The 22,979-nt window shown below is 65.0% G+C and carries 23 protein-coding genes; 9 read left to right on the forward strand and 14 right to left on the reverse strand.

The genetic code is table 11. The features are described 5' to 3' along the window. Positions 1-72: 72 nt before the first annotated feature. Positions 73-672 (reverse strand): LysE family transporter, encoded by a 600-nt coding sequence (locus tag AAIL68_RS07415; protein WP_347139058.1) that lies wholly within the window; start codon positions 670-672, stop codon positions 73-75. A 171-nt stretch (positions 673-843) separates the two neighbouring features. On the opposite strand from AAIL68_RS07415, the gene AAIL68_RS07420 reads away from it, so the two are divergent. From AAIL68_RS07420 to AAIL68_RS07430, 3 genes are read left to right on the forward strand one after another with little or no spacing between them, the layout of a single operon-like run. Further along, entirely contained in the window at positions 844-1,542 is a 699-nt protein-coding gene (locus AAIL68_RS07420) for a type 1 glutamine amidotransferase (RefSeq protein WP_347139060.1), read from the forward strand. Beyond that, positions 1,539-2,897, forward strand: coding sequence for a glutamine synthetase family protein (locus AAIL68_RS07425; RefSeq protein WP_347139062.1), 1,359 nt, complete (start codon positions 1,539-1,541; stop codon positions 2,895-2,897). The genes AAIL68_RS07420 and AAIL68_RS07425 overlap by 4 nt, the downstream gene beginning before the upstream one ends. Beyond that, positions 2,894-4,201 (forward strand): FAD-binding oxidoreductase, encoded by a 1,308-nt coding sequence (locus tag AAIL68_RS07430; RefSeq protein WP_347139063.1) that lies wholly within the window; start codon positions 2,894-2,896, stop codon positions 4,199-4,201. The genes AAIL68_RS07425 and AAIL68_RS07430 overlap by 4 nt, the downstream gene beginning before the upstream one ends. Before the next feature lie 111 nt (positions 4,202-4,312). On the opposite strand, the gene AAIL68_RS07435 is transcribed toward AAIL68_RS07430, so the two are convergent. The 11 genes from AAIL68_RS07435 to AAIL68_RS07485 all read right to left on the reverse strand — a co-directional run bounded on the left by AAIL68_RS07435 (position 4,313) and on the right by AAIL68_RS07485 (position 14,818). Next, complete coding sequence (locus AAIL68_RS07435; RefSeq protein ID WP_347139064.1) at positions 4,313-4,759, reverse strand: TerB family tellurite resistance protein; 447 nt, start codon at positions 4,757-4,759, stop codon at positions 4,313-4,315. A gap of 86 nt (positions 4,760-4,845) precedes the next feature. After that, the gene (gene ppk2 / locus AAIL68_RS07440; protein WP_347139065.1) at positions 4,846-5,751 is read right to left on the reverse strand and encodes a polyphosphate kinase 2; all 906 of its coding nucleotides are present in this window, start codon (positions 5,749-5,751) and stop codon (positions 4,846-4,848) included. A 71-nt stretch (positions 5,752-5,822) separates the two neighbouring features. Beyond that, entirely contained in the window at positions 5,823-6,305 is a 483-nt protein-coding gene (locus tag AAIL68_RS07445) for a hypothetical protein (protein ID WP_347139066.1), read from the reverse strand. A 1-nt stretch (position 6,306) separates the two neighbouring features. Beyond that, positions 6,307-6,690 (reverse strand): monovalent cation/H(+) antiporter subunit G, encoded by a 384-nt coding sequence (mnhG, locus tag AAIL68_RS07450; RefSeq protein ID WP_347139067.1) that lies wholly within the window; start codon positions 6,688-6,690, stop codon positions 6,307-6,309. After that, positions 6,687-6,968, reverse strand: coding sequence for a K+/H+ antiporter subunit F (locus tag AAIL68_RS07455; RefSeq protein WP_347139068.1), 282 nt, complete (start codon positions 6,966-6,968; stop codon positions 6,687-6,689). The genes mnhG and AAIL68_RS07455 overlap by 4 nt, the downstream gene beginning before the upstream one ends. Then, positions 6,965-7,450, reverse strand: coding sequence for a Na+/H+ antiporter subunit E (locus tag AAIL68_RS07460; RefSeq protein WP_347139070.1), 486 nt, complete (start codon positions 7,448-7,450; stop codon positions 6,965-6,967). Before AAIL68_RS07460 ends, AAIL68_RS07455 begins: the two co-directional genes overlap by 4 nt. Continuing rightward, a complete protein-coding gene (locus AAIL68_RS07465; protein WP_347139071.1) occupies positions 7,447-9,084 on the reverse strand; it encodes a monovalent cation/H+ antiporter subunit D in 1,638 nt (545 codons plus the stop codon). The genes AAIL68_RS07460 and AAIL68_RS07465 overlap by 4 nt, the downstream gene beginning before the upstream one ends. Then, the gene (locus tag AAIL68_RS07470) at positions 9,074-9,424 is read right to left on the reverse strand and encodes a Na+/H+ antiporter subunit C (RefSeq protein ID WP_347139072.1); all 351 of its coding nucleotides are present in this window, start codon (positions 9,422-9,424) and stop codon (positions 9,074-9,076) included. The genes AAIL68_RS07465 and AAIL68_RS07470 overlap by 11 nt, the downstream gene beginning before the upstream one ends. Beyond that, positions 9,424-12,309, reverse strand: coding sequence for a monovalent cation/H+ antiporter subunit A (locus AAIL68_RS07475; RefSeq protein WP_347139073.1), 2,886 nt, complete (start codon positions 12,307-12,309; stop codon positions 9,424-9,426). Before AAIL68_RS07475 ends, AAIL68_RS07470 begins: the two co-directional genes overlap by 1 nt. 192 nt (positions 12,310-12,501) lie before the next feature. Next, positions 12,502-13,578, reverse strand: coding sequence for a hybrid-cluster NAD(P)-dependent oxidoreductase (locus AAIL68_RS07480; RefSeq protein ID WP_347139074.1), 1,077 nt, complete (start codon positions 13,576-13,578; stop codon positions 12,502-12,504). Positions 13,579-13,585: 7 nt separating this feature from the next. Next, on the reverse strand, positions 13,586-14,818 hold the full coding sequence (locus tag AAIL68_RS07485; protein WP_347139075.1) for an aromatic ring-hydroxylating dioxygenase subunit alpha: 1,233 nt from the start codon (positions 14,816-14,818) through the stop codon (positions 13,586-13,588). Between the two features lie 472 nt (positions 14,819-15,290). On the opposite strand from AAIL68_RS07485, the gene nrdH reads away from it, so the two are divergent. The 4 genes from nrdH to nrdF all read left to right on the forward strand — a co-directional run bounded on the left by nrdH (position 15,291) and on the right by nrdF (position 19,130). Next, a complete protein-coding gene (gene nrdH / locus AAIL68_RS07490) occupies positions 15,291-15,512 on the forward strand; it encodes a glutaredoxin-like protein NrdH (protein WP_347139076.1) in 222 nt (73 codons plus the stop codon). 6 nt (positions 15,513-15,518) lie between these two features. Next, positions 15,519-15,971, forward strand: a complete 453-nt coding sequence (gene nrdI, locus AAIL68_RS07495) for a class Ib ribonucleoside-diphosphate reductase assembly flavoprotein NrdI (protein ID WP_347139077.1) — start codon at positions 15,519-15,521, stop codon at positions 15,969-15,971. Beyond that, positions 15,956-18,079: a class 1b ribonucleoside-diphosphate reductase subunit alpha gene (gene nrdE, locus AAIL68_RS07500; RefSeq protein ID WP_347139078.1), complete on the forward strand. Its 2,124-nt coding sequence runs from the start codon at positions 15,956-15,958 to the stop codon at positions 18,077-18,079. The genes nrdI and nrdE overlap by 16 nt, the downstream gene beginning before the upstream one ends. 79 nt (positions 18,080-18,158) lie before the next feature. Next, positions 18,159-19,130: a class 1b ribonucleoside-diphosphate reductase subunit beta gene (nrdF, locus tag AAIL68_RS07505; RefSeq protein ID WP_347139079.1), complete on the forward strand. Its 972-nt coding sequence runs from the start codon at positions 18,159-18,161 to the stop codon at positions 19,128-19,130. Here nrdF and AAIL68_RS07510 read toward each other — a convergent pair. Beyond that, positions 19,127-20,689, reverse strand: coding sequence for an NAD(P)H-hydrate dehydratase (locus AAIL68_RS07510; protein WP_347139081.1), 1,563 nt, complete (start codon positions 20,687-20,689; stop codon positions 19,127-19,129). The genes nrdF and AAIL68_RS07510 overlap by 4 nt on opposite strands. Before the next feature lie 154 nt (positions 20,690-20,843). Here AAIL68_RS07510 and AAIL68_RS07515 point away from each other — a divergent pair, with 154 nt between their 5' ends. Both AAIL68_RS07515 and glnA read left to right on the forward strand, forming a co-directional pair. After that, positions 20,844-21,182: a P-II family nitrogen regulator gene (locus AAIL68_RS07515; protein WP_347139082.1), complete on the forward strand. Its 339-nt coding sequence runs from the start codon at positions 20,844-20,846 to the stop codon at positions 21,180-21,182. A gap of 69 nt (positions 21,183-21,251) precedes the next feature. Continuing rightward, entirely contained in the window at positions 21,252-22,658 is a 1,407-nt protein-coding gene (gene glnA, locus AAIL68_RS07520; RefSeq protein ID WP_347139084.1) for a type I glutamate--ammonia ligase, read from the forward strand. Between the two features lie 94 nt (positions 22,659-22,752). On the opposite strand, the gene AAIL68_RS07525 is transcribed toward glnA, so the two are convergent. Then, positions 22,753-22,979: tetratricopeptide repeat protein (locus AAIL68_RS07525; protein ID WP_347139085.1), on the reverse strand; the 227-nt coding region annotated here is incomplete at its 5' end.

Below are 22,979 nucleotides of genomic sequence, written 5' to 3' on the forward strand. Positions count from 1 at the left end.
ATTCTCCTGTCAAGCTGGGTGCAACCTAGCCTTTGCCGCCGCGCCCTGCCAGACCGCCAAAGGCCGCAGGGCTCAGCGCGGACCAAGCGCGCTCACACCGATTACGATCATCGCCCCCGCCGCAACGTAACGCAAAAGGCGGGAGGCCCCGAACGGCCGGCCCCGCAGGGCGGATGAAAACAGGATCGCCAGAAGCGAATACCAGATCGTGCTTTGCAGGATGATCAGGGCGAATATCCCGGCATAAACATGAACGGGCGCGGTGGCCGGTATTGCCGAAAGAAATGTCCCCATCCAGAAGGCGATGGCAAGGGGGTTGGCCAAGGCCGTCAGAAGGCCCACGGCAAAGGGCCGCCCGCCGGTCGGGACCGCGCGCCGAACCTGCGGAGCGGCCAGCATCCGCAGGCCGATCCAGAGCAGATAGAGCGCGGCCAAGACCCGAAGACCCGTGAAAAGCTGGCCGTTGCGCGCGATCACCGCGCCCGCGCCCAGCAGCGCGATGCCGACCCACAACCCCGTCGCCGTCACGACCCCCGCCGCCGCCGACAGGCCGTCCCGCCGCGATCCCGCGCTGGCCACGCAGCAGATCGCTAATGTATTCGGGCCGGGTGTCATTGCCACGGCAAGATGCATCCCGGCGATGAAAAATATATTCGCAAAAAGGTTCATCATTTAAAAACCTGATGAGCCTTTCCATATTAAACCCATTCGCCCTGATTTAATATTATTTAATATTCCGGCATAATCGCTGCTTGCACGCTTTTGAACTTGCGCAGCGCGCCCCCTTGCGGCCCCCCCGTCCGGGCGACTACCTTTCGGGCAGCAGCAACACGCAGGTTCTTCATGCGCATCGGCATCCTTCAATGCGGCCAGGCGCCCGCCGAATTGAAGCAGGACATGGGCGACTATCCCGACATGTTCGTCCGGCTTCTGGACGGACGGGGCTTCGATTTCCGCACCTGGCACGTCGAGGCGATGGAGTTTCCTGCCTCCGTCCATGACGCGGACGGCTGGCTGCTGACCGGATCGCGTCACGGCGCGTACGAGGATCACCCCTTCATCCCGCCCCTGGAACGCTTCATCCGCGACGCCTATGACGCAGGCGTCCCCATGGTCGGCATCTGCTTCGGACACCAGATCATCGCGCAGGCGCTTGGCGGCACGGTCGTCAAGCATCCCGATGGCTGGTCGGTCGGCACGCAGGATTATGACTTCGACGGCGAAACGGTGCGGCTGAACGCCTGGCATCAGGACCAGGTCGTCGTGCTGCCCCAGGATGCGCAGGTCGCGGGGCGCAGCGCGTTCTGCGAAAACGCGGCGCTGATCTATGGCGACCGGGCCTATACCGTGCAGCCGCATCCCGAATTTTCCGACGACTTCATTCGCGGGCTGATGGACAAGCGCGGCAAGGGCCTGGTTCCGCAGGATCTGCTGGACCGCGCGGACGAGCGCATGGGCGAGACCAAGGGCTCGGCCATCGTCGCCGACCGGATCGAGGCTTTCTTCAAGCAGCCCCGCGCCATCGCCAAGGGTGCCGCATGAGCGACTGGATCGACAGGCTGCCCCAGGCCGCCCGCAACTTCCTGGCCGGGCGACGCCTGGACGAGGTCGAATGCATCCTGGCCGACATCGCGGGCGTCGCGCGCGGCAAGGCCATGCCCGCGTCGAAATTCGCGCGCCAGGACAAGTTCTATCTGCCGAACTCGATCTTCCTGCAGACGATCACGGGGGAATGGGCCGACAACCCGGCGGGGGCGTTCACCGAACCCGACATGATCCTGACCCCGGATTTCAGCACGGCGACCGCCGCGCCCTGGACCGCCGACTGGACGCTGCAGGTCATCCACGACGCCTATGACCAGCAGGGAAACCCCGTGCCCATCGCGCCGCGCAACGTGCTGAAGCGGGTCGTGGGCCTCTATGCCGAACGCGGCTGGAAGCCGGTCGTGGCGCCCGAGATGGAGTTCTTCCTGGTCGCCCGCAACATCGACCCGAACCAGCCGATCATCCCGCCGATGGGCCGGACGGGGCGGCGGGCCGCCGCCAAGCAGGCCTATTCGATGTCGGCCGTGGACGAATACGGCAAGGTCATCGACGACATCTATGACTTCGCCGAGGCGCAGGGATTCGAGATCGACGGCATCCTGCAGGAAGGCGGCGCGGGGCAGGTGGAGATCAACCTGAACCACGGCGATCCTGTCGCGCTGGCGGACGAAATCTTCTACTTCAAGCGCCTGATCCGCGAGGCCGCGCTGCGCCATGACTGTTTCGCCACCTTCATGGCCAAGCCCATCGAGGGTGAGCCGGGCAGTGCCATGCATATCCATCATTCGGTCACGGATCTGGCGACGGGGCGCAACATCTTTTCGGATGAAAAGGGCGCGGAAACGCCGCAGTTCCTGCATTTCATCGCCGGGATGCAGAAGCACCTGCCCGCCGCCGTGGCGCTGCTGGCGCCCTATGTGAACAGCTATCGCCGGTATGTCCCGGACTTTGCCGCGCCCATCAACCTGGAATGGGGCCGCGACAACCGCACCACCGGGCTGCGGGTGCCGATTTCCTCGCCCGAGGCGCGGCGGGTGGAAAACCGGCTGGCGGGCATGGACTGCAACCCATACCTGGGCATCGCGGCCAGCCTCGCCTGCGGATACCTGGGCCTGGTCGAGGGAGAGAACCCGCGCGGCGAATGCCTGGGCGACGCCTACATGTCGTCGCAGGACGAGCTGCCCTATAACCTGGGCGATGCGCTGGACATCATGGCCGACAGCGCGCCCATGCGCGGCGTGTTGGGCGAGGACTTCGCTGCCGTCTACGAATCCGTCAAGCGCAACGAATACAAGGAGTTCCTGCAGGTCATCAGCCCTTGGGAACGCGAACACCTGCTGCTGAACGTATGAAGCTGCTTTATGCCAACGACCGGCGCGGGGAATATCCGCCCAGCGTCTATGCCGACGCCTGCGCGGCCCTGGACCGCTTTTCGCCGCTGAAGGGGGAAACGCGGGCCGACGTGGCGGTGGTGGGCGGGGGCTATACCGGCCTTTCGGCCGCGCTGCATCTGGCGTGGGCGGGCCGGGACGTGGTGCTGGTCGATGCGCAGCGGGTGGGCTTTGGCGCCTCGGGGCGCAATGGCGGCCAGATCGGGTCCGGCCAGCGGCAGGAGGTGGACTGGCTGGAACGCCAATATGGCCGCGACACCGCCCGCCGGTTGTGGGATCTGGCCGAGGATGCCAAGGCCCTGACCCGCGCGCTGGCGGCGGAAAGCGGCGTGCCGATCCGTGACGGCGTGGCTCATGCCTGCCGCAATGCGTCCGAGGTCGAACATGCCGCCCGGATGGCCGCGCATCTGGCGGCGCATTACGGCTATGACAAGGTGCAGCCTTTGGACCGCGCCGCCTTGGCTGCGCATCTGGGAAGCGGGGCCTATGTGGGGGGCGATGTGGACTGGGGCGCGGGGCATGTGCAGCCGCTGGCTCTGGCGCTTGGCATGGCGCGTCTTGCGGTCGCCGCCGGGGTGCGCATTCATGAAGGCACCCATGTCCATCGCATCGAACACGGCACGGCGACGGTGAAAAGCCGTGTCCTGTGCGACACCGGCAGGATCGTCTGCGATCACGTCATCCTTGCGGGGAACGGCTATCAGGGGCGGCTGGACGCCAAGGTCGCCGCACGGGTCATGCCGATCAACAACTATATCGTCGCGACCGAACCCCTGGGCGACCGCTTCCCCGAAATCCTGCCGCAGCGGATCGCCGCTGCGGATACCAAGTTCGTGGTGAACTACTGGCGGCTGGACGACGACCGCCGCCTGATCTTCGGCGGGGGTGAAACGGTCAGCTATCGCTTCCCCAAGGACATCGCGGGGCTGGTGCGTCCGCATCTGCTGTCGGTCTATCCGCAGCTTGAAGGGGTGCGCCTGACCCATGCCTGGGGCGGCACGCTGGCGATCACCATGAACCGGATGCCGCATTTCGCCCGCCCTGCGCCGAACTGCCTGTCGGCAGGCGGATACAGCGGGCATGGGGTGGCGATGGCCACGCTGGCGGGCAGGCTGATGGCCGATGCGGTGGCGGGACAGGCGGACGGCTTCGACGCAATGGCCGCGATCCCGACGCGGCCCTTTCCCGGCGGGTCGATGCTGCGCAACCCCCTGCTGGTGGCGGGAATGGCCTGGTACGGATTGCGCGACAGGCTGGGGGTCTAGGGCCCGGCGGCAATCGCTGTGTGTAGGGTGGGGTTTCACCCCATCGTTGCCGGGTGGGTGAAACCCCACCCTACTTGCCATCACGCAGGCAGGTCTGAAGGCCGATCTGCTCTAGCGCGCGCCCGCGACCCGCTGGCGTTGCAGGGCCGAATCACGGTCTGTCACGCCCAGAAGCCCGGCGACCAGGCGGATCGCCGTTTCCTCGTTCGCGGCGCGGTGGTTGTCGGCAAGCGAGATTTCCCACATGGCACCGATGATCGCGGTCCGATCCTCAAGCGAGACGCGGTCCTTGATCAGCCGGGTGAAGCGCACGGTGTCGGGGGCCTCGGCCTCGATCATCTCGGCCGCCGACCGGCGCTCGGCGGCATCCGCCATGCCCAGCCCGTGCAACTGGGCCAGCACCTGGTCGATGCGGGCCTTTTCGGCGGCGTTGTAATGGTCGTCGGCCCGCGCCACCCGGACCAGCAGCGCAGCGACCGCAATCTCGGCATCCTCCGTCGCCAAGGGCTTCGGATAGCGGTCTTCCGAGAACAGGCGGTTCAGAAGATTGCGGAACATTGGTCCACCTTAGGCCTTTGGTGTATTCATGCAAGGTTTAAGGGTATGATCATCCTTTATTATACCATACGGCGAACGCGACGCCTTCAGTATTTCTGCGGCACATACAGATCCCGCGACAGCACGTCGCGTTCGTAATCGGGGTTGAACACCCGGTTCGGCAGGGTCACCTCCTCGTGCTCGACATCGCCGTAGGGGATCAGGCTCAGCAGGTGGCTCATGCAGTTCAGGCGGGCGCGCTTCTTGTCGTTGGCGGGGACGATGTACCAGGGCGCCTCGGGGATGTTGGTGTGTTCCAGCATATCCTCCTTGGCCTTGGTATAGGCTTCCCAGCGGACGCGGGACTGCAGGTCCATGGGCGACAGCTTCCACTGCTTCAGCGGATCGTGGATGCGCATCAGGAAGCGCATCTGCTGTTCCTCGTCGGTGATCGAGAACCAGTATTTCACCAGCCGGATCCCCGACCGGACCAGCATCCGCTCGAATTCGGGAACGTCCTGGAAGAACTGATCGACCTGTTCCTCGGTCGCGAAGCCCATCACGCGTTCGACGCCCGCGCGGTTGTACCAGCTTCGGTCGAACAGCACGATCTCGCCCCCGGCGGGCAGGTGGGGGACATAGCGCTGGAAATACCATTGTGTCTTTTCCCGGTCGGACGGGGCGGGCAGGGCCACGGTGCGGACAACGCGCGGGTTCAGGCGCTGCGTGATGCGCTTGATCGCGCCGCCCTTGCCTGCGCTGTCCCGGCCTTCGAAGATGACGACGACCTTTTCCTTGTTGTGGCTGACCCAGTCCTGCAGCTTGATCAGTTCCGTCTGCAGGCGCAGCAATTCGCGGAAATACAGCTTGCGGTCCATCTGGTCGGGCCGCTTGTCGCGATAGATGCGCCGGATCTCCTCGGACAGGACGGCGTCTTCCAGCTCGATCTCGTAGTCTTCGTCCAGGGTTTCCAGAAGCTCGGCTTCCAGCCAGTCCTTGGGTTCTTGGTTCATGGTCGGCTCCGTGATTCCCGTGCCCGTTTAAGGCAGGATTGTAACGGTTCTGCGGTGGCGGGGCGTTCCCGTCAGCGGCCGAAGCGGGCGGCGCAGGCGGGGGTGACGGCCAGGACGAAATCGCCGCGCCCGCCATCGACGGTACCGCACCACTGGCCGGTCACGGTGAACAGGCTGCGCGTGCCCTGCGCCGGGCGATAGGCGACGCGGCGGCCGTTCACGTCGAACAGGTTCAGCACGCCGCCGGGATTGGTCGCGTAATAGCCCAGCACGCCCCCGTCGGCGGTGATGATGAGGCGCCCTTCGTTGTCGGGGTTCGAGGGCCGGTTCGCCCAGGTCGAGGCGCGGTTGGCCGGGTTGCCCGACGAATTCCAGGCGGCGTTCGGCGAATTGGCGGCGCTTGCCGGGTTGTTCGCCGGATGGCCGGGGCCAAGGTCGAAGGGCAGGCGCGTCTGGTCCAGGACGATCAGCGGCGCATCGGCCCAGGCCGGGACCGGGGCCGGGCCTGCCGCCAGGCAGCAGGCAAGCGCAAGAACCGGGGCGCGGGCCGGCATCTCAGTCCACCCGCGCGTCGTCGCGCCCTTCGGGGCGGATCTGCATTTCGGGGGGCAGGACCGGGGATTTCTCGTCCTGGTCGCGCAGCAGGGCTGCGCGCGCCAGCATCATCAGCGTGACGGGCGTCGTCACGACGATGCAGAAGCCGATGAAGAATTCGTGGATCACCGCCCGTTCCTCAAGCACGCTGAACATCAGGGCCGAGGCAATGATGATCCCGCCCGTGCCCCAGCTTGTCGCCAGCGTCGGCGCGTGGAGCCGGTCATAGAAGGACCGCAGCCGTGCAAAGCCCAGCGCGCCGATCAGCGTCAGGGTCGAGCCCAGGACCACGAAGAACGCCACCGGAATGGCCATCCACAGCGGCACGGCGTCAAGTGGGGTCATTCGATCACCTCGCCCCGGAACAGGAACTTGGCCAGCGCGACCGAGGTCACGAAGCCCATGATGGAAATGACGGTCGCGGCCTCGAAGAAGAAGGCGGTGCCAAGCTGCATCCCCGTCACCAGCAGAAGCAGCATGATCGCGACATAAAGCGAATCGAGCGCCAGCACCCGGTCCTGCGCGCGCGGTCCGCGCAGGATGCGCGATCCGGCAAGGCAGCCCGCAAGCGCCAGGGCGATTTGCGCGTAACCCAGGGCGACGGTCAGGATCATCCCGCTCATTCGAAGATCTCCAGCAGCATCGGTTCATAGGTGTTGACGATCACGTCCTGATAGTGATCGGCCTCGGAGGCGTCGAAGATGTGGATGGTCAGGATACCGCTGTCCGTTCCGTATTCCACCCAGGCCGTGCCGGGCGTCGCGGTGACGATGATCGACAGGACGGCCAAGGCGTTGGGATTGGTGACCTGCAGCGGGATCTGGATGAAGGCCGACTTGCGGCCGTTGCGCCCTTCGGTCAGCAGCAACCGGGTGACGGCGATGTTCGACCGCACGATGTCCATGAACAGGGTGACGAACAGCCGGGGGATGGTCCGCCAGCGCCCGATGCGGGGCTTGGCCGGGTGCAATGCCGAATAGGCCCAGCCCGCGACCAGCGACAGCGCGGTTCCCAGGATCAGGTAGCCCAGGGAAAAGCGCGTCAGAACCAGCCACAGGAAGACCAGCGACAGCGACAGCACCGGATGGGGGATCAGGCGGGTCATGGCTGGTCCTTCTGCCCTTCGGGGCGGTCGGCCGCGCGGGGGGTGGCGAAGACGCCATAGGAATAGGCCGCGGTATCGTGCAGCGCCTGCGCCGTGCCCGCCGTATAGCGCAGCATCGCCTCGGCCTTGAAGCTGGTCAGGGCCAGCACGACCATCAGCGCGATCACCGGGGCGATCTCCAGCGCCAGCACGCGCGGCAGGGCGATGTCGCTGGCCCAGAAGGTCTGGATGCCGATTCGCGCCATGCCGATCAGGGTCGCAAAGCCCGACAGGATCAGCAGCGCGATGAAGGTCCAGGCAAGGCCCGCGGGCAGGGCGGCCTGCGCGATCAGCGCCTGCACCATGGCCAGCTTGCCGATGAAGCCCGGCAGCGGCGGCAGCCCGGCCAGCATCAGCACGCAAAGCGCGAAGCAGATGCCAAGCACCGTCATCGCCGGGATCGCCAGGCCTTCGTCCGGCACCTCGTCCAGGTCGGCGTCGTCGATGCCATAGGCGTCGGCGGTCAGGGCCAGCATCGCGGCGATGCCGCCATCCTCGCGGTCCATCGGCTCGATCAGCAAAAATAGCGCGCCGGTCGCCAGGACCGATCCGATCAGATAGTAGAGCGCCCCCGACAGCATGGCCGGGCCGCCGCCCGCCAGGGCAAAGCCCGTGATGCCCAGCACCGTGCCCGACGAGACTAGGACCGAATGGGCGGCCATCCGCCCCAAGCCCTGCGAGGACAGCACCCCCAGCAGCCCGAACAGCACCGTGGCCATGCCCAGAAGGATCAGGACGCTGGCCCCGAAGCCCGCCGATGCGCCCCCGGTTTCCCCGAACAGCAGCATCGACAGGCGCAGGATCGCGTAAACGCCGACCTTGGTCATGATCGCGAACATCGCGCCCACGGGGGCGGCGGCGGCCATATAGGCGGTGGGAAGCCAGAAGGACAGCGGCCAGCTGCCCGCCTTGACCAGGAAGGCCACCGCCAGCACCGCCACGCCCGCGTGCAGCAGCGGCCGGTCCTCGACCGGGACGGTGGCCACCAGATTGGCCAAGTGGCCCATGTTCAGCGTGCCGGTCACGCCATAGATCAGGCTGACGCCGATCAGGAACAGCAGCGACGCGGCCAGGTTGATGGCGATGTAATGCATCCCCGCCCGCACCCGGAGCTGGCCCGACCCGTGCAGAAGCAGGCCGTAGGACGCGGCCAGCAGGATCTCGAAGAAGACGAACAGGTTGAACACGTCGCCGGTCAGGAAGGCGCCGTTCAGCCCCATCAGCAGGAACTGGAACATCGAATAATAATGCGGCCCCTGCCGGTCCCAGGCCGCATGGGCATAAACCAGCGACGGGATCGCCAGAAGCGCGGTCAGCACCAGCATCATCGCGGCCAGCCGGTCCAGCACCAGGACGATCCCGTAGGGCGCGGCCCAGTCGCCCAGCAGATAGAAGCTGATGCCCTTCGCGTCGCTGATGTCGCCGCCCGCCTTGGCGCGGATCACCAGCTCCACCGCGATCAGCAGTTGCGCGGCGGTGGCGATCACGCTCAGCCAGAACTTCGCCTCGCGCCGGCGGTCGTCGTAAAGCAGCATCAGCGCGCCCGTGACGAACGGGATCAGGATCGGCGCGATGATGAGGTGTTCACCGATCACTGGCGCGCTCCTTTCCGTCAACATGGTCGGTGCCGGTCAGCCCGCGCGATGCGATCATCACCACCAGGAACAGCGCCGTGGTGGCGAAGCTGATGACGATGGCGGTCAGCACCAGGGCCTGGGGCAGCGGATCGGCATAGCGCGTGGGGTCGATGAAGCCGCCCTTGGGCATGATCGGCGGCGCCCCCGGCGTCAGCCGCCCCATCGCGAAGATGAACAGGTTGACCGCATAGGACAGAAGGCACAGCCCGATCACGACCTGGAAGCTGCGCGGGCGCAGCAGCAGCCAGATGCCGGATGCGGACAGGATGCCGATGGCGGCGGACAGGATGATTTCCATCAGGCGACCTCTTTCCGGGCGGTAAGTTCGTCCTGTTCGCGCCTGCGGCTGGCGCGCAGCGACTGGTGGGCGATGGCGACCAGCATCAGCACGACGGCGCCCATGACGGTGGCGAAGACGCCGATGTCGAACAGCATCGCGGTGGCCGCCGGAACATCGCCCACCAGGGGGATATGGACATAGCGCGCATGGGCCGTCAGGAACGGATAGCCGAACAGCCAGGCCCCCATCCCCGTCGCTGCCGCGCTCAGCAGGCCGATGCCCATCCAGCGGATCGGCAGGACGATGATGCGCGATTCGACCCAGCGGACATTGGTTGCCAGGTATTGCACCAGAAAGGCGATCGCCAGCGTCACGCCCGCCGCAAAGCCCCCGCCCGGCAGGTCATGGCCGCGGAAGAAGAAGTATCCTGCCAGCATGATCAGCAGCGGGAACATCCAGATCATGATGACCGAAGGAACGTAGAGATAGTCGTCCAGCGACGGGCTGCCGGCCAGGGTCTGCTGATAGGGCGCCTCGATGCTTTCGGGGGCGGGGCGGAAGCGGCGCAGCAGGGCGAAGATGGTCAGGCCGACGATGGCCAGGACGGTGATTTCGCCGAAGGTGTCGAAGGCGCGGAAATCGACAAGGATGACGTTGACGACATTGGTGCCGCCGCCTTCGTAATAGGCATTGCCCAGGAACCAGTCGCCGACATTGCGCACCACCGGCCGCGACATCAGCGCGAAGGCGATGGCCGCGATGCCCGTGCCGCCCGCGATGGCGATGACCAGGTCGCGGCCGCGCCGGATCTTGGAGGGCATGAGCTTGTCGGCGGCGATCTCGGCCCGGCGCTTGGGCAGCCAGCGCAGGCCCAAGAGCAGCAGGACCGTTGTCGCCACCTCGACCAGAAGCTGCGTCAGCGCGAGGTCGGGGGACGAGAACCAGGCGAAGGTCAGGCAGGTCACGACGCCCGCGCCGCCCAGCAGGACCAGGGCGGCAAAGCGGTGATACTTGGCCTGCCAGGCCGCGCCGATGGCGCAGGCCGCGCCCACCAGCCACAAGAGCGCGAAGGCCGGGTTCGGCGCGTGCAGCCGCAGGTCGGACGCGAAGGTCAGCACCCCCCACAGCGACCCGCAGGCCGCCGCGATGGCCGCCAGCACCAGCAGGCGAAGCTGCGGCTGCAGCGCCTCGGTCGAGAACCAGCCGCGCGCCAGACGCGGCAGCCGCCAGGTCAGGCGGAACAGCAGCCAGTCATAGATCCGCTGCCCCCGGATGCGGTGCAGAAGGAATGGGCCTTCGGGCCCCTGCGGGATGGATTTCGCGCTGAAGGCATAGATCAGCGCGCCGACCGCCAGCGCGATCAGGCTGAGCATCAGGGGCGCGTTGACGCCGTGCCAGACGGCAATGTGGTAATAGGGCATGTCGGCCCCCGCGACGGACCGGGCGGCGGTATTGATGATCGGCCCCAGCGTCAGGGCGGGGAAGATGCCCACCAGCAGGCAGATCAGCACCAGCAGTTCCACCGGGCGGCGCATCCAGGGGGGGGGTTCGTGCGGGGTCTTGGGCAGGTCGGTGGCCTGCGGGCCGAAGAACACCGTGGCGATGAAGCGCAGCGAATAGGCGACCGACAGGCTGCTGCCGACGATGGCGAAATAGGGCAGGGCGTTGTCCAGCCAGGTGCCGTTGTGCCAGTCCACGGCCTCGGCCAGGAACATCTCTTTCGACAGGAAGCCGTTCAGCAGCGGCACCCCCGCCATGGCGGATGCCGCGACGATGGCCAGCAGCGCGGTGAAGGGCATCGGCCGGAACAGCCCCGACAGGCGGCGCATGTCGCGGGTGCCGGTCTCGTGGTCGATGATCCCGGCGGCCATGAACAGCGACGCCTTGAAGACCGCGTGGTTGCAGATGTGGAAGATCGCGGCCAGGATCGCCACCGGCCCGCCGATCCCGGCAAGCGCGGTGATAAGCCCCAGATGGCTGATCGTGGAATAGGCCAGCAAGCCCTTCAGGTCGTGGCGATAGAGCGCGACCGCCGCGCCCAAGACCAGCGTGATGCAGCCCGCGCCGGTGACGGTGAAGAACCAGGCCTCGGTTCCCCCAAGGACGGGCGAAAAGCGGACCAGCAGGAACACGCCCGCCTTCACCATGGTCGCGGAATGCAGGAAGGCCGACACCGGCGTCGGCGCGGCCATGGCGCCCGGCAGCCAGAAATGGAACGGGAACTGCGCCGACTTGGTGAAGGCGCCCAGCAGGAACAGCGCCAGCATCGGGCCATAGAAGGGATGCGCCCGCACCCGCTCGCCGGACCGCAGGATCATGCCCAGGTCATAGCTGCCGGCGGCATGGCCCAGCATCAGCATCGCCACCAGCAGGCACAGCCCGCCAAGCGCGGTGATGATCAGCGCCGTCCGCGCCCCGTCGCGCGCCGCGGCCCCCTGGTGCCAGAAGCCGATCAGCAGGAAGGACATGAAGGATGTCAGTTCCCAGAACACCACCATCACCAGCACGTTGCCGGACACCAGGATGCCCAGCATCGCCCCGGTGAATGCCATCAGCAGCGCGTAGAAGCGCGGCAGGCTGTCGGTGCCGCCCATGTAGTAGCGCGCATAGATCACCACCAGCACGCCGATGGACAGCACCAGCGTGGCGAACAGCCAGGCGAAGCCGTCCATCCGCAGCGCCATGTTCATGCCCAGCGAGGGCGCCCATTCAAGGCTGGCGCGCAACACGGTGCCCGCTTGGATGGCGGGCAGGAAGGCCGCCAGGATCGCCAGCCCGCCGCCCAGCGACAGGGCCGACAGCCAGGTGGATGCGCCGCGCGCCGTTTGCGGCAATGTCAGCAGGATCAGTGAGGTCGCGAAGGGAAGAAAGGCCAACAACAGGAACAGATTGTGTTCGGCCATGCTGGACTTGCCCTTACCCTCGTCGATGCGCCACGGTCGCCGCCCATGCCGGTGTGCCCTTGTTCCGGGGTCGGAAAGACAAGCAGCGCCGTGCCGTTAGGGGGTCACGACCCGAATGCCTTTCGCACCGCCCGAGTTCAAGCCCGGATTGCCCGGATCGTCAGGTTTTGTCCAACTTTTCCGTTATCGGGATCAGACCTCGACCTCGATGGCGCCCATGGGGTGGGAACAGCAGGCCAGGATATAGCCCTCGGCGATGTCGTCGTCGCTGATGCCGCCGTTGTGGACCATGTGGACCTCGCCCGCGACCTTGCGGATCTTGCAGGTGCCGCACAGCCCGAAGGTGCAGCCCGACGGGATGTTCAGCCCCGACCGCTTGGCCACCGCCAGCACGGTGTCGGTTTCCGCGCAGGGGGTGGTGACACCGCTGGCGGTGAAGGTGATCTGTGCTTTCGCGCCTTCCTCGGGAGCCACGTCCTCGATCACCGGGGCGTCGGCCTCGGTCTTGATGGGGGCGCCGAAGCTTTCCTGGTGGTAATGGTCCATGTCGAAGCCCAGCGACACCAGCATGTCGCGGACCGACTGCATGAAGGGCTCGGGGCCGCAGCAGAAGACCTCGCGTTCCAGATAGTCGGGGGCCATCAGGCCCAGCATGATCTGGTTCAGGCGGCCAAGATAGCCGGTCCAGGCGGTGAAGGGGTCGTTCTCCTCGACCGTGAAGCGCAACTGCAGTCCGGGCACGCGGTCGGCGAACTGTTCCAGCCTGCGCCGGAAGATGATGTCGGAGGGGCGGCGCGCGGCGTGGACGAAGACGATGTCCGGCATCTCGCCCGAATCCCACGCCCAGGTGGTCATCGACATCATCGGCGTGACGCCCGACCCGGCCGAGATGAACAGGTGCTTCTTGGCCGGATGGCGGTGGCTGGAAAAGATCCCCGACGGGCCAAAGGCCTTGATCCGCATCCCCGGCCGCAGGTGGTCCAGCATCCAGCGGGTCGCCAGCGACGCGCGCTGCGCCTTGACCGTGACCGAGATCGACAGCGGCCGCGAGGGGCTGGAACTGATCGTATAGGTCCGCTGAACATTGCCCGAGGGCAGGGGCAGGTCCAGGGTGATGAACTGCCCCGGCTGGTAATCGAACCACGCCCCAGACGGCGCCCGGAAGGTGAAGGTGGCGGTGTCTGGCGTTTCGGGCACCACCATCGCGCATTCCAGCGGCTCGTCGTCGGACCACGGCTCCGTAGCCCAGTTCAGGCGTGGCTTGTTCATGCGCTTCTCACTCTGCCGCGACGCTTGTGGGCGTCAGCCGCCGGGCCATCAGTCCGCAATACCAGTCGATCAGGTGGATGACACCCGCTTCCTGCGTCGGCGAATAGGGTCCGGGCTGATAGGCGGGCGAGAGGATCCCGCGCTGGTTTTCCTCGACCACCTGGCGGTCCTCGTCATTGGTCGCCAGCCAGACTTCGGTCAGCTTTTGCAGGTCATAGTCCACGCCCTCGACCGCGTCCTTGTGGACCAGCCACTTGGTCGTGACCTCGGTCTCGGTGGGGCTGATCGGCAGGATGCGGAAGACGATGGCGTGGTCGGGCAGGAAGTGGTTCCAGCTTGACGGGAAGTGATAGAACATCAGGCTGCCCGCGTCGTTCCAGGGGATCGTTCCCATGCGGCGCGACACGGCGGCCTTGCCCGACATGGTAAAGCTTTCCTGGTTGTCCATCAGCGGCACGCGGGCCATGCGCCACTGCATGTCCGGCGCGTTGGTGAAGCGCGAGGGCAGGTTTGCGGCATCGCAGCGCGCCCAATGCTCCAGGATCTCGGGACTGGCGGAGTTCGGGCCCTCCATCACCGTCATCAGCGGATCGTCCGAATAGGTCCGGCAAAGAGAGGGATGCGAGCCGCCGCAGTGATAGCATTCGCGATTGTTCTCCATCACCAGCTTCCAGTTGCCCTTCTCGATGATGGTCGAGGAGAAGGCGACCTTGCTGTCGGCGATGGCGCTTGGTGCGACGAAGCGGGTCAGGTTGGCGGCCAGGTCGTTGATCGCGGGCGGGATCTGGGCCAGGCAGATGAAGACCATGCCGCCCAGATCGACGCAATGAACCGGCTTCAGACCGTATTTGCTGGCATCGAACCCTTCGCCCATGTCGCGGGCGTAAAGCAGCTTGCCGTCCAGGTCATAGGTCCACTGGTGATAGGGGCAGACCAGTTTCGGGTTGCTGCCGTTCGTCTTGGGGCACAGCCGCTGGCCACGATGGCGGCAGACGTTGTGGAAGGCGCGGATGCGCCCGTCGGCGCCGCGCACCACGATCACCGGATAGGCGCCGACATTCAACGTGACGTAATTGCCGGTCTTGGGGATCTCGCAGGAGGGGAGCGCGAAAAGCCATTCGCGATACCAGATCTGTTCCAGGTCGTCCTGGAAGGCCTGCTGCCCGCAGTAAAGGTCACGGGGCAGGGAGAAGCCGGGGACGCGTTCGGCGATCAGGCTGGCGGTCGAGGTCGTATTCATGTCTGGACCCATGGAGGTGCTGGCTGCTATGGGGTGCAACTTAGCTGGATTGCGACGCGACCGTGGTCGGATTGCGACCTTGCGTCGCATGATTCAGACATCCCCGGCGGGGGCCGCGACCTTCCTGCCGTGGTCAGGCAATCCAGAAAGTTTCGGTGCGGCAATTTGGCGACAGCGGAACCGAATCACGCTGTCAAGCGATAACCACATGTTGACGATTTGGGCGTGTTCGTGTCTATATCATGTGGTCGAGACGCGGTTTCGGATTTCCCTTGCAGCAAGGCTGGTTGGCGGCCTTCCTGCCTGGAAACTCCGCAATTGCGACCGACTGGCGGGCCCGGCAAGCTATCGGCAAGGGGCCAGAGCAGGCCAAGACAGAAATGACACCGGGCAAGGGTCCGGCGCTGTGGCCTGCGGGGTGCCCCCTGCGGCCCTGCTGCCCCCTTTTGTCCAGAACGAAGGAGCAGTGGGCATGACCATCACCGTTTATTCCAAACCCGCCTGCGTGCAATGCACCGCGACGACGCGCGCCCTGGATGCGCGCGGGCTGTCCTATGACGTGATCGACCTGACCGAGGATGAGGCCGCGATGGAGCGCGTGACCGCGCTTGGCTATCGCCAGGCCCCGGTGGTGATCGCGGGCGACGCGCATTGGGCGGGCTTCCGGCCCGACATGATCGGCCGTCTGGCCTGACCGGCGATGCAGGCGGCGGGCGGGGCATGGTGGGGTGAAACCCCACCCTACGGGCTGGTCTATTATTCCTCGGCTTCGGGGAATACGGCGCGCTTCGTGGCGGCCCTTGGCTTTCCCGCGCTGCGGATCCCGATCCGGCCCACGGACGCGATGCCGCAGGTTGACGCGCCCTTCGTGCTGATCTGCCCGACCTATGCGGACGGGCAGGGGCGCGGCGCGGTGCCCAAGCCTGTGATCCACTTCCTGAACGATCCCCGCCGCCGCGCCCTGCTGCGGGGGGTGATCGGCGCGGGCAACCGCAATTTCGGCGCGACCTTCGCGCTGTCGGCCCGCGTCATCGCGGAAAAATGCAATGTCCCCGTCCTGTGGCGCTTCGAGCTGGCGGGGACCGACACTGACATTCAAAAGGTCCGCACGGGCCTTCATCAATTCCGGGGGTTGGAATGCTTGACGGTCTGAAGCCAGAACTGGATTACCATGCGCTGAACGCGATGCTGAACCTGTATGACGCCGACGGGCGCATCCGGTTCGAGGCCGACCGCATGGCCGCGCGGCAGTATTTCCTGCAGCATGTGAACCAGAACACCGTCTTCTTCCATTCGCTGGACGAGAAGCTGGATTACCTGGTCGAGGAAGGCTATTACGAGCCGGAAGTCCTGGACCAGTATTCCAAGAATTTTCAACGCGCGATCTGGGACGCCGCCTTCAAGCGCAAGTTCCGCTTCCCGACCTTCCTGGGCGCGTTCAAGTACTACACCAGCTATACCCTGAAGACCCGCGACGGGCAGCGTTACCTGGAACGGTATGAGGACCGCGTGGTCATGGTCGCCCTGACGCTGGCACGCGGGGACGAGGCGCTCGCCATGCGCTTCATGGAAGAGATGCTGTCGGGCCGCTTCCAGCCCGCCACGCCGACCTTCCTGAACGCGGGCAAGAAATCGCGGGGCGAGCTGATCTCCTGCTTCCTGCTGCGGGTCGAGGACAACATGGAGTCCATCGGCCGGTCCATCAACTCGGCCCTGCAACTGTCCAAGCGCGGCGGCGGCGTGGCGCTGATGCTGACCAACCTGCGTGAGGCGGGGGCGCCGATCAAGGGGATCGAGAACCAGTCCAGCGGCGTCATCCCGGTGATGAAGCTGCTGGAAGACAGCTTCAGCTATGCCAACCAGCTTGGCGCGCGGCAGGGGGCCGGGGCGGTCTATCTGAACGCCCACCACCCCGACATCATGCGCTTCCTGGACACCAAGCGCGAGAACGCGGACGAGAAGATCCGCATCAAGACGCTGTCGCTGGGCGTGGTGATCCCCGACATCACGTTTGAACTGGCCAAGAAGAACGCCGACATGTACCTGTTCTCGCCCCATGACGTGCAGAAGGTTTATGGGGTGCCGTTTTCCGAGATCTCCGTCACGGAAAAATACGCCGAGATGGTGGACGACAAGCGCATCAAGAAGAAGAAGATCAGCGCGCGCGAGTTCTTCCAGACCATTGCCGAGATCCAGTTCGAATCCGGCTATCCCTACATCATGTTCGAGGACACGGTGAACCGTGCCAATCCCGTGCATGGCCGCATCACCATGTCGAACCTGTGCAGCGAGATCCTGCAGGTGAACGAGGCGTCCGAGTTCAACGAGGATCTGAGCTATTCGCACCTGGGCACGGATATTTCCTGCAACCTGGGTTCGCTGAACATCGCGGCGACCATGGACGGCCCTGACTTCGGCGCTACCATCGAGGCCGCGATCCGCGCCCTGACCGCCGTGTCGGAAATGTCGGCCATCGAGGCGGTGCCCTCGATCCGGCGCGGCAATGACGAGGCACATGCGGTCGGCCTGGGCCAGATGAACCTGCACGGGTTCCTGGCGCGCGAACGCATCCACTATGGCAGCCCCGAGGGGGTCGAGTTCACGTCCGTCTATTTCGCCGCCGTGGCCTTCCACGCCATCCGCGCGTCGAACCTGCTGGCGCAGGAGCATGGCCGGACCTTCAAGGATTTCGAGAAGTCGAAATACGCGGACGGCACGTTCTTCGACAAATACACGACCCGCGACTGGCTGCCCACGCTGCCCGACGTGGCGCGGGTCTTCGAGGGCGTGACCCTGCCCACGCGCGACGACTGGGCCGCGCTCAAGGCCGACGTGATGAAGCACGGGCTGTATAACCGCAACTTGCAAGCGGTGCCGCCGACCGGGTCGATCAGCTATATCAACAACTCGACCAGTTCGATCCATCCGATCGTGTCCAAGATCGAGATCCGCAAGGAAGGCAAGATCGGCCGCGTCTATTACCCCGCCGCCTTCATGTCGAACGACAACCTGGACTACTATCGCGACGCCTATGAGATCGGCCCCGAGGCGATCATCGACACCTATGCCGCCGCGACCGAGCATGTGGATCAGGGCCTGTCGCTGACGCTGTTCTTCCCGGCCGAGGCCACGACGCGGGACATCAACCGCGCGCAGATTTACGCGTGGAAGAAGGGCATCAAGACCATCTACTACATCCGCCTGCGCCAGACCGCGCTGGAGGGGACCGAGGTCCAGGGCTGCGTGTCCTGCACGTTGTAACGGCTGTCGCACCGGGGGTTTCACACCCCCGGTCCCCCGTGGGATATTTTTACACAGAAGATGAGAGGGGTTCTTCGGGATGAAGGATCAGCAGATGCAGACGGTCGCGCGCGCGATCAACTGGAACCGCCTGGACGACGAGAAGGATCTGGAGGTCTGGAACCGGCTGACGGTGAACTTCTGGCTGCCGGAAAAGGTGCCGCTGTCCAATGACGTGCAAAGCTGGGCCACGCTGCGGCCCGCCGAGCGCGAGTTGACGATCCGCGTCTTCACCGGCCTGACGCTGCTGGATACCGTGCAGAACACCATCGGCGCGCCGTCGATGATGCCCGACGCGATCACGCCCCACGAGGAAGCGGTGCTGTCCAACATCGCCTTCATGGAGGCGGTCCATGCGCGGTCCTATAGCTCGATCTTCTCGACCCTGTGTCTGACCAAGGAGGTGGACGAGGCCTTCCGCTGGGCCGAGGAAAACCCGCATCTGCAGGGCAAGGCGCGGCTGATCCTGGACGAATACAAGGCGGGCAGCGATCCGCTGAAACGCAAGATCGCGTCGGTCTTCCTGGAAAGCTTCCTGTTCTATTCGGGCTTCTACCTGCCGATGTACTGGTCCTCGCGCGCCAAGCTGACCAACACCGCCGACCTGATCCGCCTGATCATCCGCGACGAGGCCGTGCATGGTTATTACATCGGCTACAAGTTCCAGCGCGGGCTGGAGCGCGTGGACGAGGCGCGGCGGGCGGAACTCAAGGATTTCGCCTTCTCGCTGATGTTCGAGTTGTACGACATCGAGCAGAAATATACGGCCGAGCTTTACGACGGCATCGGCCTGACCGAGGATGTAAAGGCCTTCCTGCACTACAACGCGAACAAGGCCCTGCAGAACCTTGGTTACGAGGCGCTTTTCCCACCCCAAGCCTGCGAGGTGAACCCGGCGATCCTGGCCGCGCTGTCCCCGGATAGCGAGAACCACGATTTCTTCAGCGGCTCGGGGTCTTCCTATGTCATCGGCAAGGCGGTCGCGACCGAGGACGAGGACTGGGATTTCTAGGCGCCCATGTCGCGCAAGACCTGCGGGATCATCTCTGGCAGGTCGTCGGCGATCAGGCCGGGGCCGAAGGCGCGGGCGGCCTTGGCATGGATCAGCGTGCCCAGGCTGGCGGCCTCCAACGGCTGAAAGCCCCGTGCCAGCAGGCCGGTGATAATCCCCGCCAGCACGTCGCCCGCGCCTGCCGTGGCGAGCCAGGGGATGTCGAAGGCGGAGTGGATGCAGGCGCGGCCGTCGGGGTGGGCGATCACCGTGTCGGGGCCCTTCAGCAGCACCACCGCGCCGCAGCGCGCGGCGGCTTCTCGGGCGGCGTCCAGCTTGGAATAGGCAGGGCCTTTGGTCGGTGTTTCCGCCAGCCGCTCGGCAAGGTCGGGGAACAGGCGGGCGAATTCGCCCAGGTGCGGGGTCAGGACGCAATTGCCGTGCAGGGTGGCCATCAGGCCGGCATCGCGCGACAGGGCGGTCAGGGCGTCGGCGTCCAGAACGGTTGAACGCCGCGCGGGCAGAACTTCAGCCAGCAAGGCGGTGGCGCGGTCAATGCCGCAGCCGGGACCGATGCAAATGGCGTTGATGCGTGTGTCGGCCAGCATGTCGCGCAAGGCTACCCCGTCGTTGATGGCGCGGCGCATCAGGGCGTCGGGTTGACCGGAATGTTCGGGCAGCGCATCTTGCGGCGGTGCGATGGTCACGAGGCCCGCACCGATCCGCAGGGCGGCACGCGCCGATAGGCGTGCGGCCCCCCCATGGCTTGACGGGCCTGCGATGACCAAGGCCGAGCCATGGTCGAACTTGTGCCCGCCGCGCTTGGCGACCTGCCCGCTTGTGACTTGGTGACATCGCGGTTCGCTTGGCGCCCAGGCAAGTCCAAGGGGCGCTACGACCACCTCGCCGCACAGGGGGGGACCATCCGAGAGCAGGTGTCCCGGCTTCAGCGTCTGAAATGTCACGGTCAGGTCGGCGCCCCAGACGTGCAGATCACTGTCAGCAAGCAGCCTGCCGCTGTCTGCACACAGACCGCTGGGAACGTCGATTGCCACGACGTGATCGACGCCAGGAGATTTCGGTCCACAGAAGAGGTTGTTCACGGCATCGTGGATGCCATCGAAGACGCCCCATAGGTTATTGGCAAGCGGTCGCGACAGGCCGATGCCGAACAGGGCATCAACCATAAGTTCGGCCTGATAGGTGTATCCGACATCCGCAATGATGGGACGGACCGCACCAATCCCGCACCAGCGGTCGTGATTGGCCCGTGCGTCCGGGGGCAGGCGTTCCGCCTCGCCCAGCAGGTCCACCTGAACCTGCCAACCCTTGCCAGCCAGAAGCCGCGCCACCACGAAGCCGTCGCCGCCATTGTTGCCCGGTCCGCACAGGACGATGGCGCGATGCGGCCGTCCCTCGGGATGGGTTTCATAGTCGGGCCACTTGCGCAGGATCGCGGCGACAACGGCTTTCCCCGCCCGCTCCATCAGGTCCAGCCCCGTCACCTGTCCGCTGGCCATGGCTGCGGATTCGATGGCGCGCATTTGGGCGGTTGTCAGAACTTCGGTGCCCTGCAGCATGGCTTCTGCCTTATAATTAATCAGCCAGCGTAAAAAACAGGCGCAAACCGCTGGTCCATTCGATTGCGCGCCAAATCCATGCCGCGCCCCGTTTACCCGTGCCATGAAACCCGCCAATCAGGCACCAGGCAAGCCGCGAGGAAGGATCATTGCGATGAAGAAGGTCGAGGCGATCATCAAGCCGTTCAAGCTGGACGACGTGAAGGAAGCGTTGCAAGAGGTGGGCGTGCAGGGTCTTTCCGTCACCGAGGTCAAGGGCTTCGGCCGCCAGAAGGGCCATACCGAGCTTTATCGCGGCGCGGAATACGTGGTCGATTTCCTGCCCAAGGTGAAGATCGAGATGGTCCTGCCCGACGACCAGGTGGATGCCGCCATCGAGGCCATCATCGGCGCCGCCCGCACCGAAAAGATCGGCGACGGCAAGATCTTCGTCAGCCCCGTCGAACAGGCCATCCGCATCCGCACGGGCGAAACCGGCGACGACGCGGTCTGAGCGCATCACAAGACATTCTGCGCCCGCCGCCAGGACGAGCCGGGCCGCATCAAGGAAGAAAGGGAAGACATGACGGTCAATGACGTATTGACGCTGCTGAAGGACGAGGAGGTCGCCTATGTTGATGTGCGCTTCACCGACCCCAAGGGCAAGCTGCAGCATGTGACGCTGGACGTGGACCTGATCGACGAGGACTGGTTCGAGGAAGGCTTCATGTTCGACGGAAGCTCGATCGCCGGGTGGAAGTCGATCGACCAGTCCGACATGAAGCTGATGGCCGATCCGGCATCCGCCTATATCGATCCGTTCTATGCCGAAAAGACGCTCTGCGTGCATTGCAACGTGGTGGAACCCGACACGGGCGAACCCTATGCCCGCGACCCGCGCGGCACGGCGGTGAAGGCCGAGGCCTACCTGAAGTCCACCGGCATCGGCGACGCCTTCTACTGCGGCCCCGAGGCCGAGTTCTTCCTCTTCGACGACGTGCGTTACCAGGTGTCGCCGCAGAAGGTGTCCTATCAGATCGATTCCGTCGATGCGGCCTGGAACACCGACACCGAATACGAGATGGGCAACCAGGGCCACCGCGCGCCGCTGAAGGGCGGGTATTTCCCGGTCAATCCCATCGACGCGGGCCAGGACATCCGGGGCGAGATGCTGTCCACGATGAAGCGGATGGGCATGAAGGTGGACAAGCACCACCACGAGGTCGCCACCGGACAGCACGAACTGGGCCTGATCTTCGGCGGGTTGGTCGAACAGGCCGACAACATCCAGAAATACAAATACGTCATCCACAACGTGGCCCACGCCTATGGCAAGAGCGTGACTTTCATGCCCAAGCCCATGAAGGGCGACAACGGGTCGGGGATGCATGTCAACATGTCGATCTGGAAGGATGGCAAGCCGCTGTTCGCGGGCGACAAATATGCCGACCTGTCGCAGGAGGCGCTGTATTTCATCGGCGGCATCCTGAAGCACGCCAAGGCGCTGAACGCGATCACCAACCCTTCGACCAACAGCTACAAGCGCCTGATCCCCGGCTTCGAGGCCCCGGTGCTGCGCGCCTATTCCGCGCGCAACCGCTCGGGCGCGGTGCGCATCCCGTGGACCGAATCGCCCAAGGCCAAGCGGGTCGAGGCACGCTTCCCCGATCCCTCGGCCAACCCCTACCTGGCCTTCGCGGCCCTGCTGATGGCGGGTTTGGACGGGATCAGGAACCGCATCGATCCGGGCCCGGCGTCGGACAAGGATCTCTACGATCTGCCGCCGGAGGAACTGGCCGAAATCCCGACCGTCTGCGGCAGCTTGCGCGAGGCGCTGGAGGAACTGGAAAAGGACATGGATTTCCTGCTGCAGGGCGACGTGTTCACCCGCGACCAGCTGGAAGCCTATATCAAGCTGAAATGGGAAGAGGTCTATGCCTATGAGCATACGCCCCATCCTATCGAATACGCGATGTATTACAGCTGCTGAACCAGGGCAGCGACACGGAAAGGCGCCCTTCGGGGCGCCTTTTTGATTAACATAGGTCAAACATGTATTCTTACATAATTGATAAAATGGCATTCTATTCTAGGAGAGGGCATGAAATATTATCACCTAATTCACAAGCTTTTTGAAAAAAATATTCCGCCTGAAAAATATCCATTTCTACACCTTCTCCGGTTTCATATAGTTCTCCAATATTGCGACACCCAACTCCATCACTACTTGCACAGGCAGAGCGATAGAGAGAGGCGGCGTACGCTTCATTTTTGGGAACACCCTTTCCGTTTTCGTACAAGGTTCCTAGGG

Source organism: Paracoccus sp. SSK6, from assembly GCF_039770665.1.
In the GTDB taxonomy this organism is placed as follows: domain Bacteria; phylum Pseudomonadota; class Alphaproteobacteria; order Rhodobacterales; family Rhodobacteraceae; genus Paracoccus.

Excerpts from the sequence above, each read along its gene's own strand:
- AAIL68_RS07415 (WP_347139058.1), bottom strand. The coding sequence starts at position 672 with ATGATGAACCTTTTTGCGAATATATTTTTCATCGCCGGGATGCATCTT.
- AAIL68_RS07420 (WP_347139060.1), top strand. The coding sequence starts at position 844 with ATGCGCATCGGCATCCTTCAATGCGGCCAGGCGCCCGCCGAATTGAAG.
- AAIL68_RS07425 (WP_347139062.1), top strand. The coding sequence starts at position 1,539 with ATGAGCGACTGGATCGACAGGCTGCCCCAGGCCGCCCGCAACTTCCTG.
- AAIL68_RS07430 (WP_347139063.1), top strand. The coding sequence starts at position 2,894 with ATGAAGCTGCTTTATGCCAACGACCGGCGCGGGGAATATCCGCCCAGC.
- AAIL68_RS07435 (WP_347139064.1), bottom strand. The coding sequence starts at position 4,759 with ATGTTCCGCAATCTTCTGAACCGCCTGTTCTCGGAAGACCGCTATCCG.
- ppk2 (WP_347139065.1), bottom strand. The coding sequence starts at position 5,751 with ATGAACCAAGAACCCAAGGACTGGCTGGAAGCCGAGCTTCTGGAAACC.
- AAIL68_RS07445 (WP_347139066.1), bottom strand. The coding sequence starts at position 6,305 with ATGCCGGCCCGCGCCCCGGTTCTTGCGCTTGCCTGCTGCCTGGCGGCA.
- mnhG (WP_347139067.1), bottom strand. The coding sequence starts at position 6,690 with ATGACCCCACTTGACGCCGTGCCGCTGTGGATGGCCATTCCGGTGGCG.
- AAIL68_RS07455 (WP_347139068.1), bottom strand. The coding sequence starts at position 6,968 with ATGAGCGGGATGATCCTGACCGTCGCCCTGGGTTACGCGCAAATCGCC.
- AAIL68_RS07460 (WP_347139070.1), bottom strand. The coding sequence starts at position 7,450 with ATGACCCGCCTGATCCCCCATCCGGTGCTGTCGCTGTCGCTGGTCTTC.
- AAIL68_RS07470 (WP_347139072.1), bottom strand. The coding sequence starts at position 9,424 with ATGGAAATCATCCTGTCCGCCGCCATCGGCATCCTGTCCGCATCCGGC.
- AAIL68_RS07475 (WP_347139073.1), bottom strand. The coding sequence starts at position 12,309 with ATGGCCGAACACAATCTGTTCCTGTTGTTGGCCTTTCTTCCCTTCGCG.
- AAIL68_RS07480 (WP_347139074.1), bottom strand. The coding sequence starts at position 13,578 with ATGAACAAGCCACGCCTGAACTGGGCTACGGAGCCGTGGTCCGACGAC.
- AAIL68_RS07485 (WP_347139075.1), bottom strand. The coding sequence starts at position 14,818 with ATGAATACGACCTCGACCGCCAGCCTGATCGCCGAACGCGTCCCCGGC.
- nrdH (WP_347139076.1), top strand. The coding sequence starts at position 15,291 with ATGACCATCACCGTTTATTCCAAACCCGCCTGCGTGCAATGCACCGCG.
- nrdI (WP_347139077.1), top strand. The coding sequence starts at position 15,519 with ATGCAGGCGGCGGGCGGGGCATGGTGGGGTGAAACCCCACCCTACGGG.
- nrdE (WP_347139078.1), top strand. The coding sequence starts at position 15,956 with ATGCTTGACGGTCTGAAGCCAGAACTGGATTACCATGCGCTGAACGCG.
- nrdF (WP_347139079.1), top strand. The coding sequence starts at position 18,159 with ATGAAGGATCAGCAGATGCAGACGGTCGCGCGCGCGATCAACTGGAAC.
- AAIL68_RS07510 (WP_347139081.1), bottom strand. The coding sequence starts at position 20,689 with ATGCTGCAGGGCACCGAAGTTCTGACAACCGCCCAAATGCGCGCCATC.
- AAIL68_RS07515 (WP_347139082.1), top strand. The coding sequence starts at position 20,844 with ATGAAGAAGGTCGAGGCGATCATCAAGCCGTTCAAGCTGGACGACGTG.
- glnA (WP_347139084.1), top strand. The coding sequence starts at position 21,252 with ATGACGGTCAATGACGTATTGACGCTGCTGAAGGACGAGGAGGTCGCC.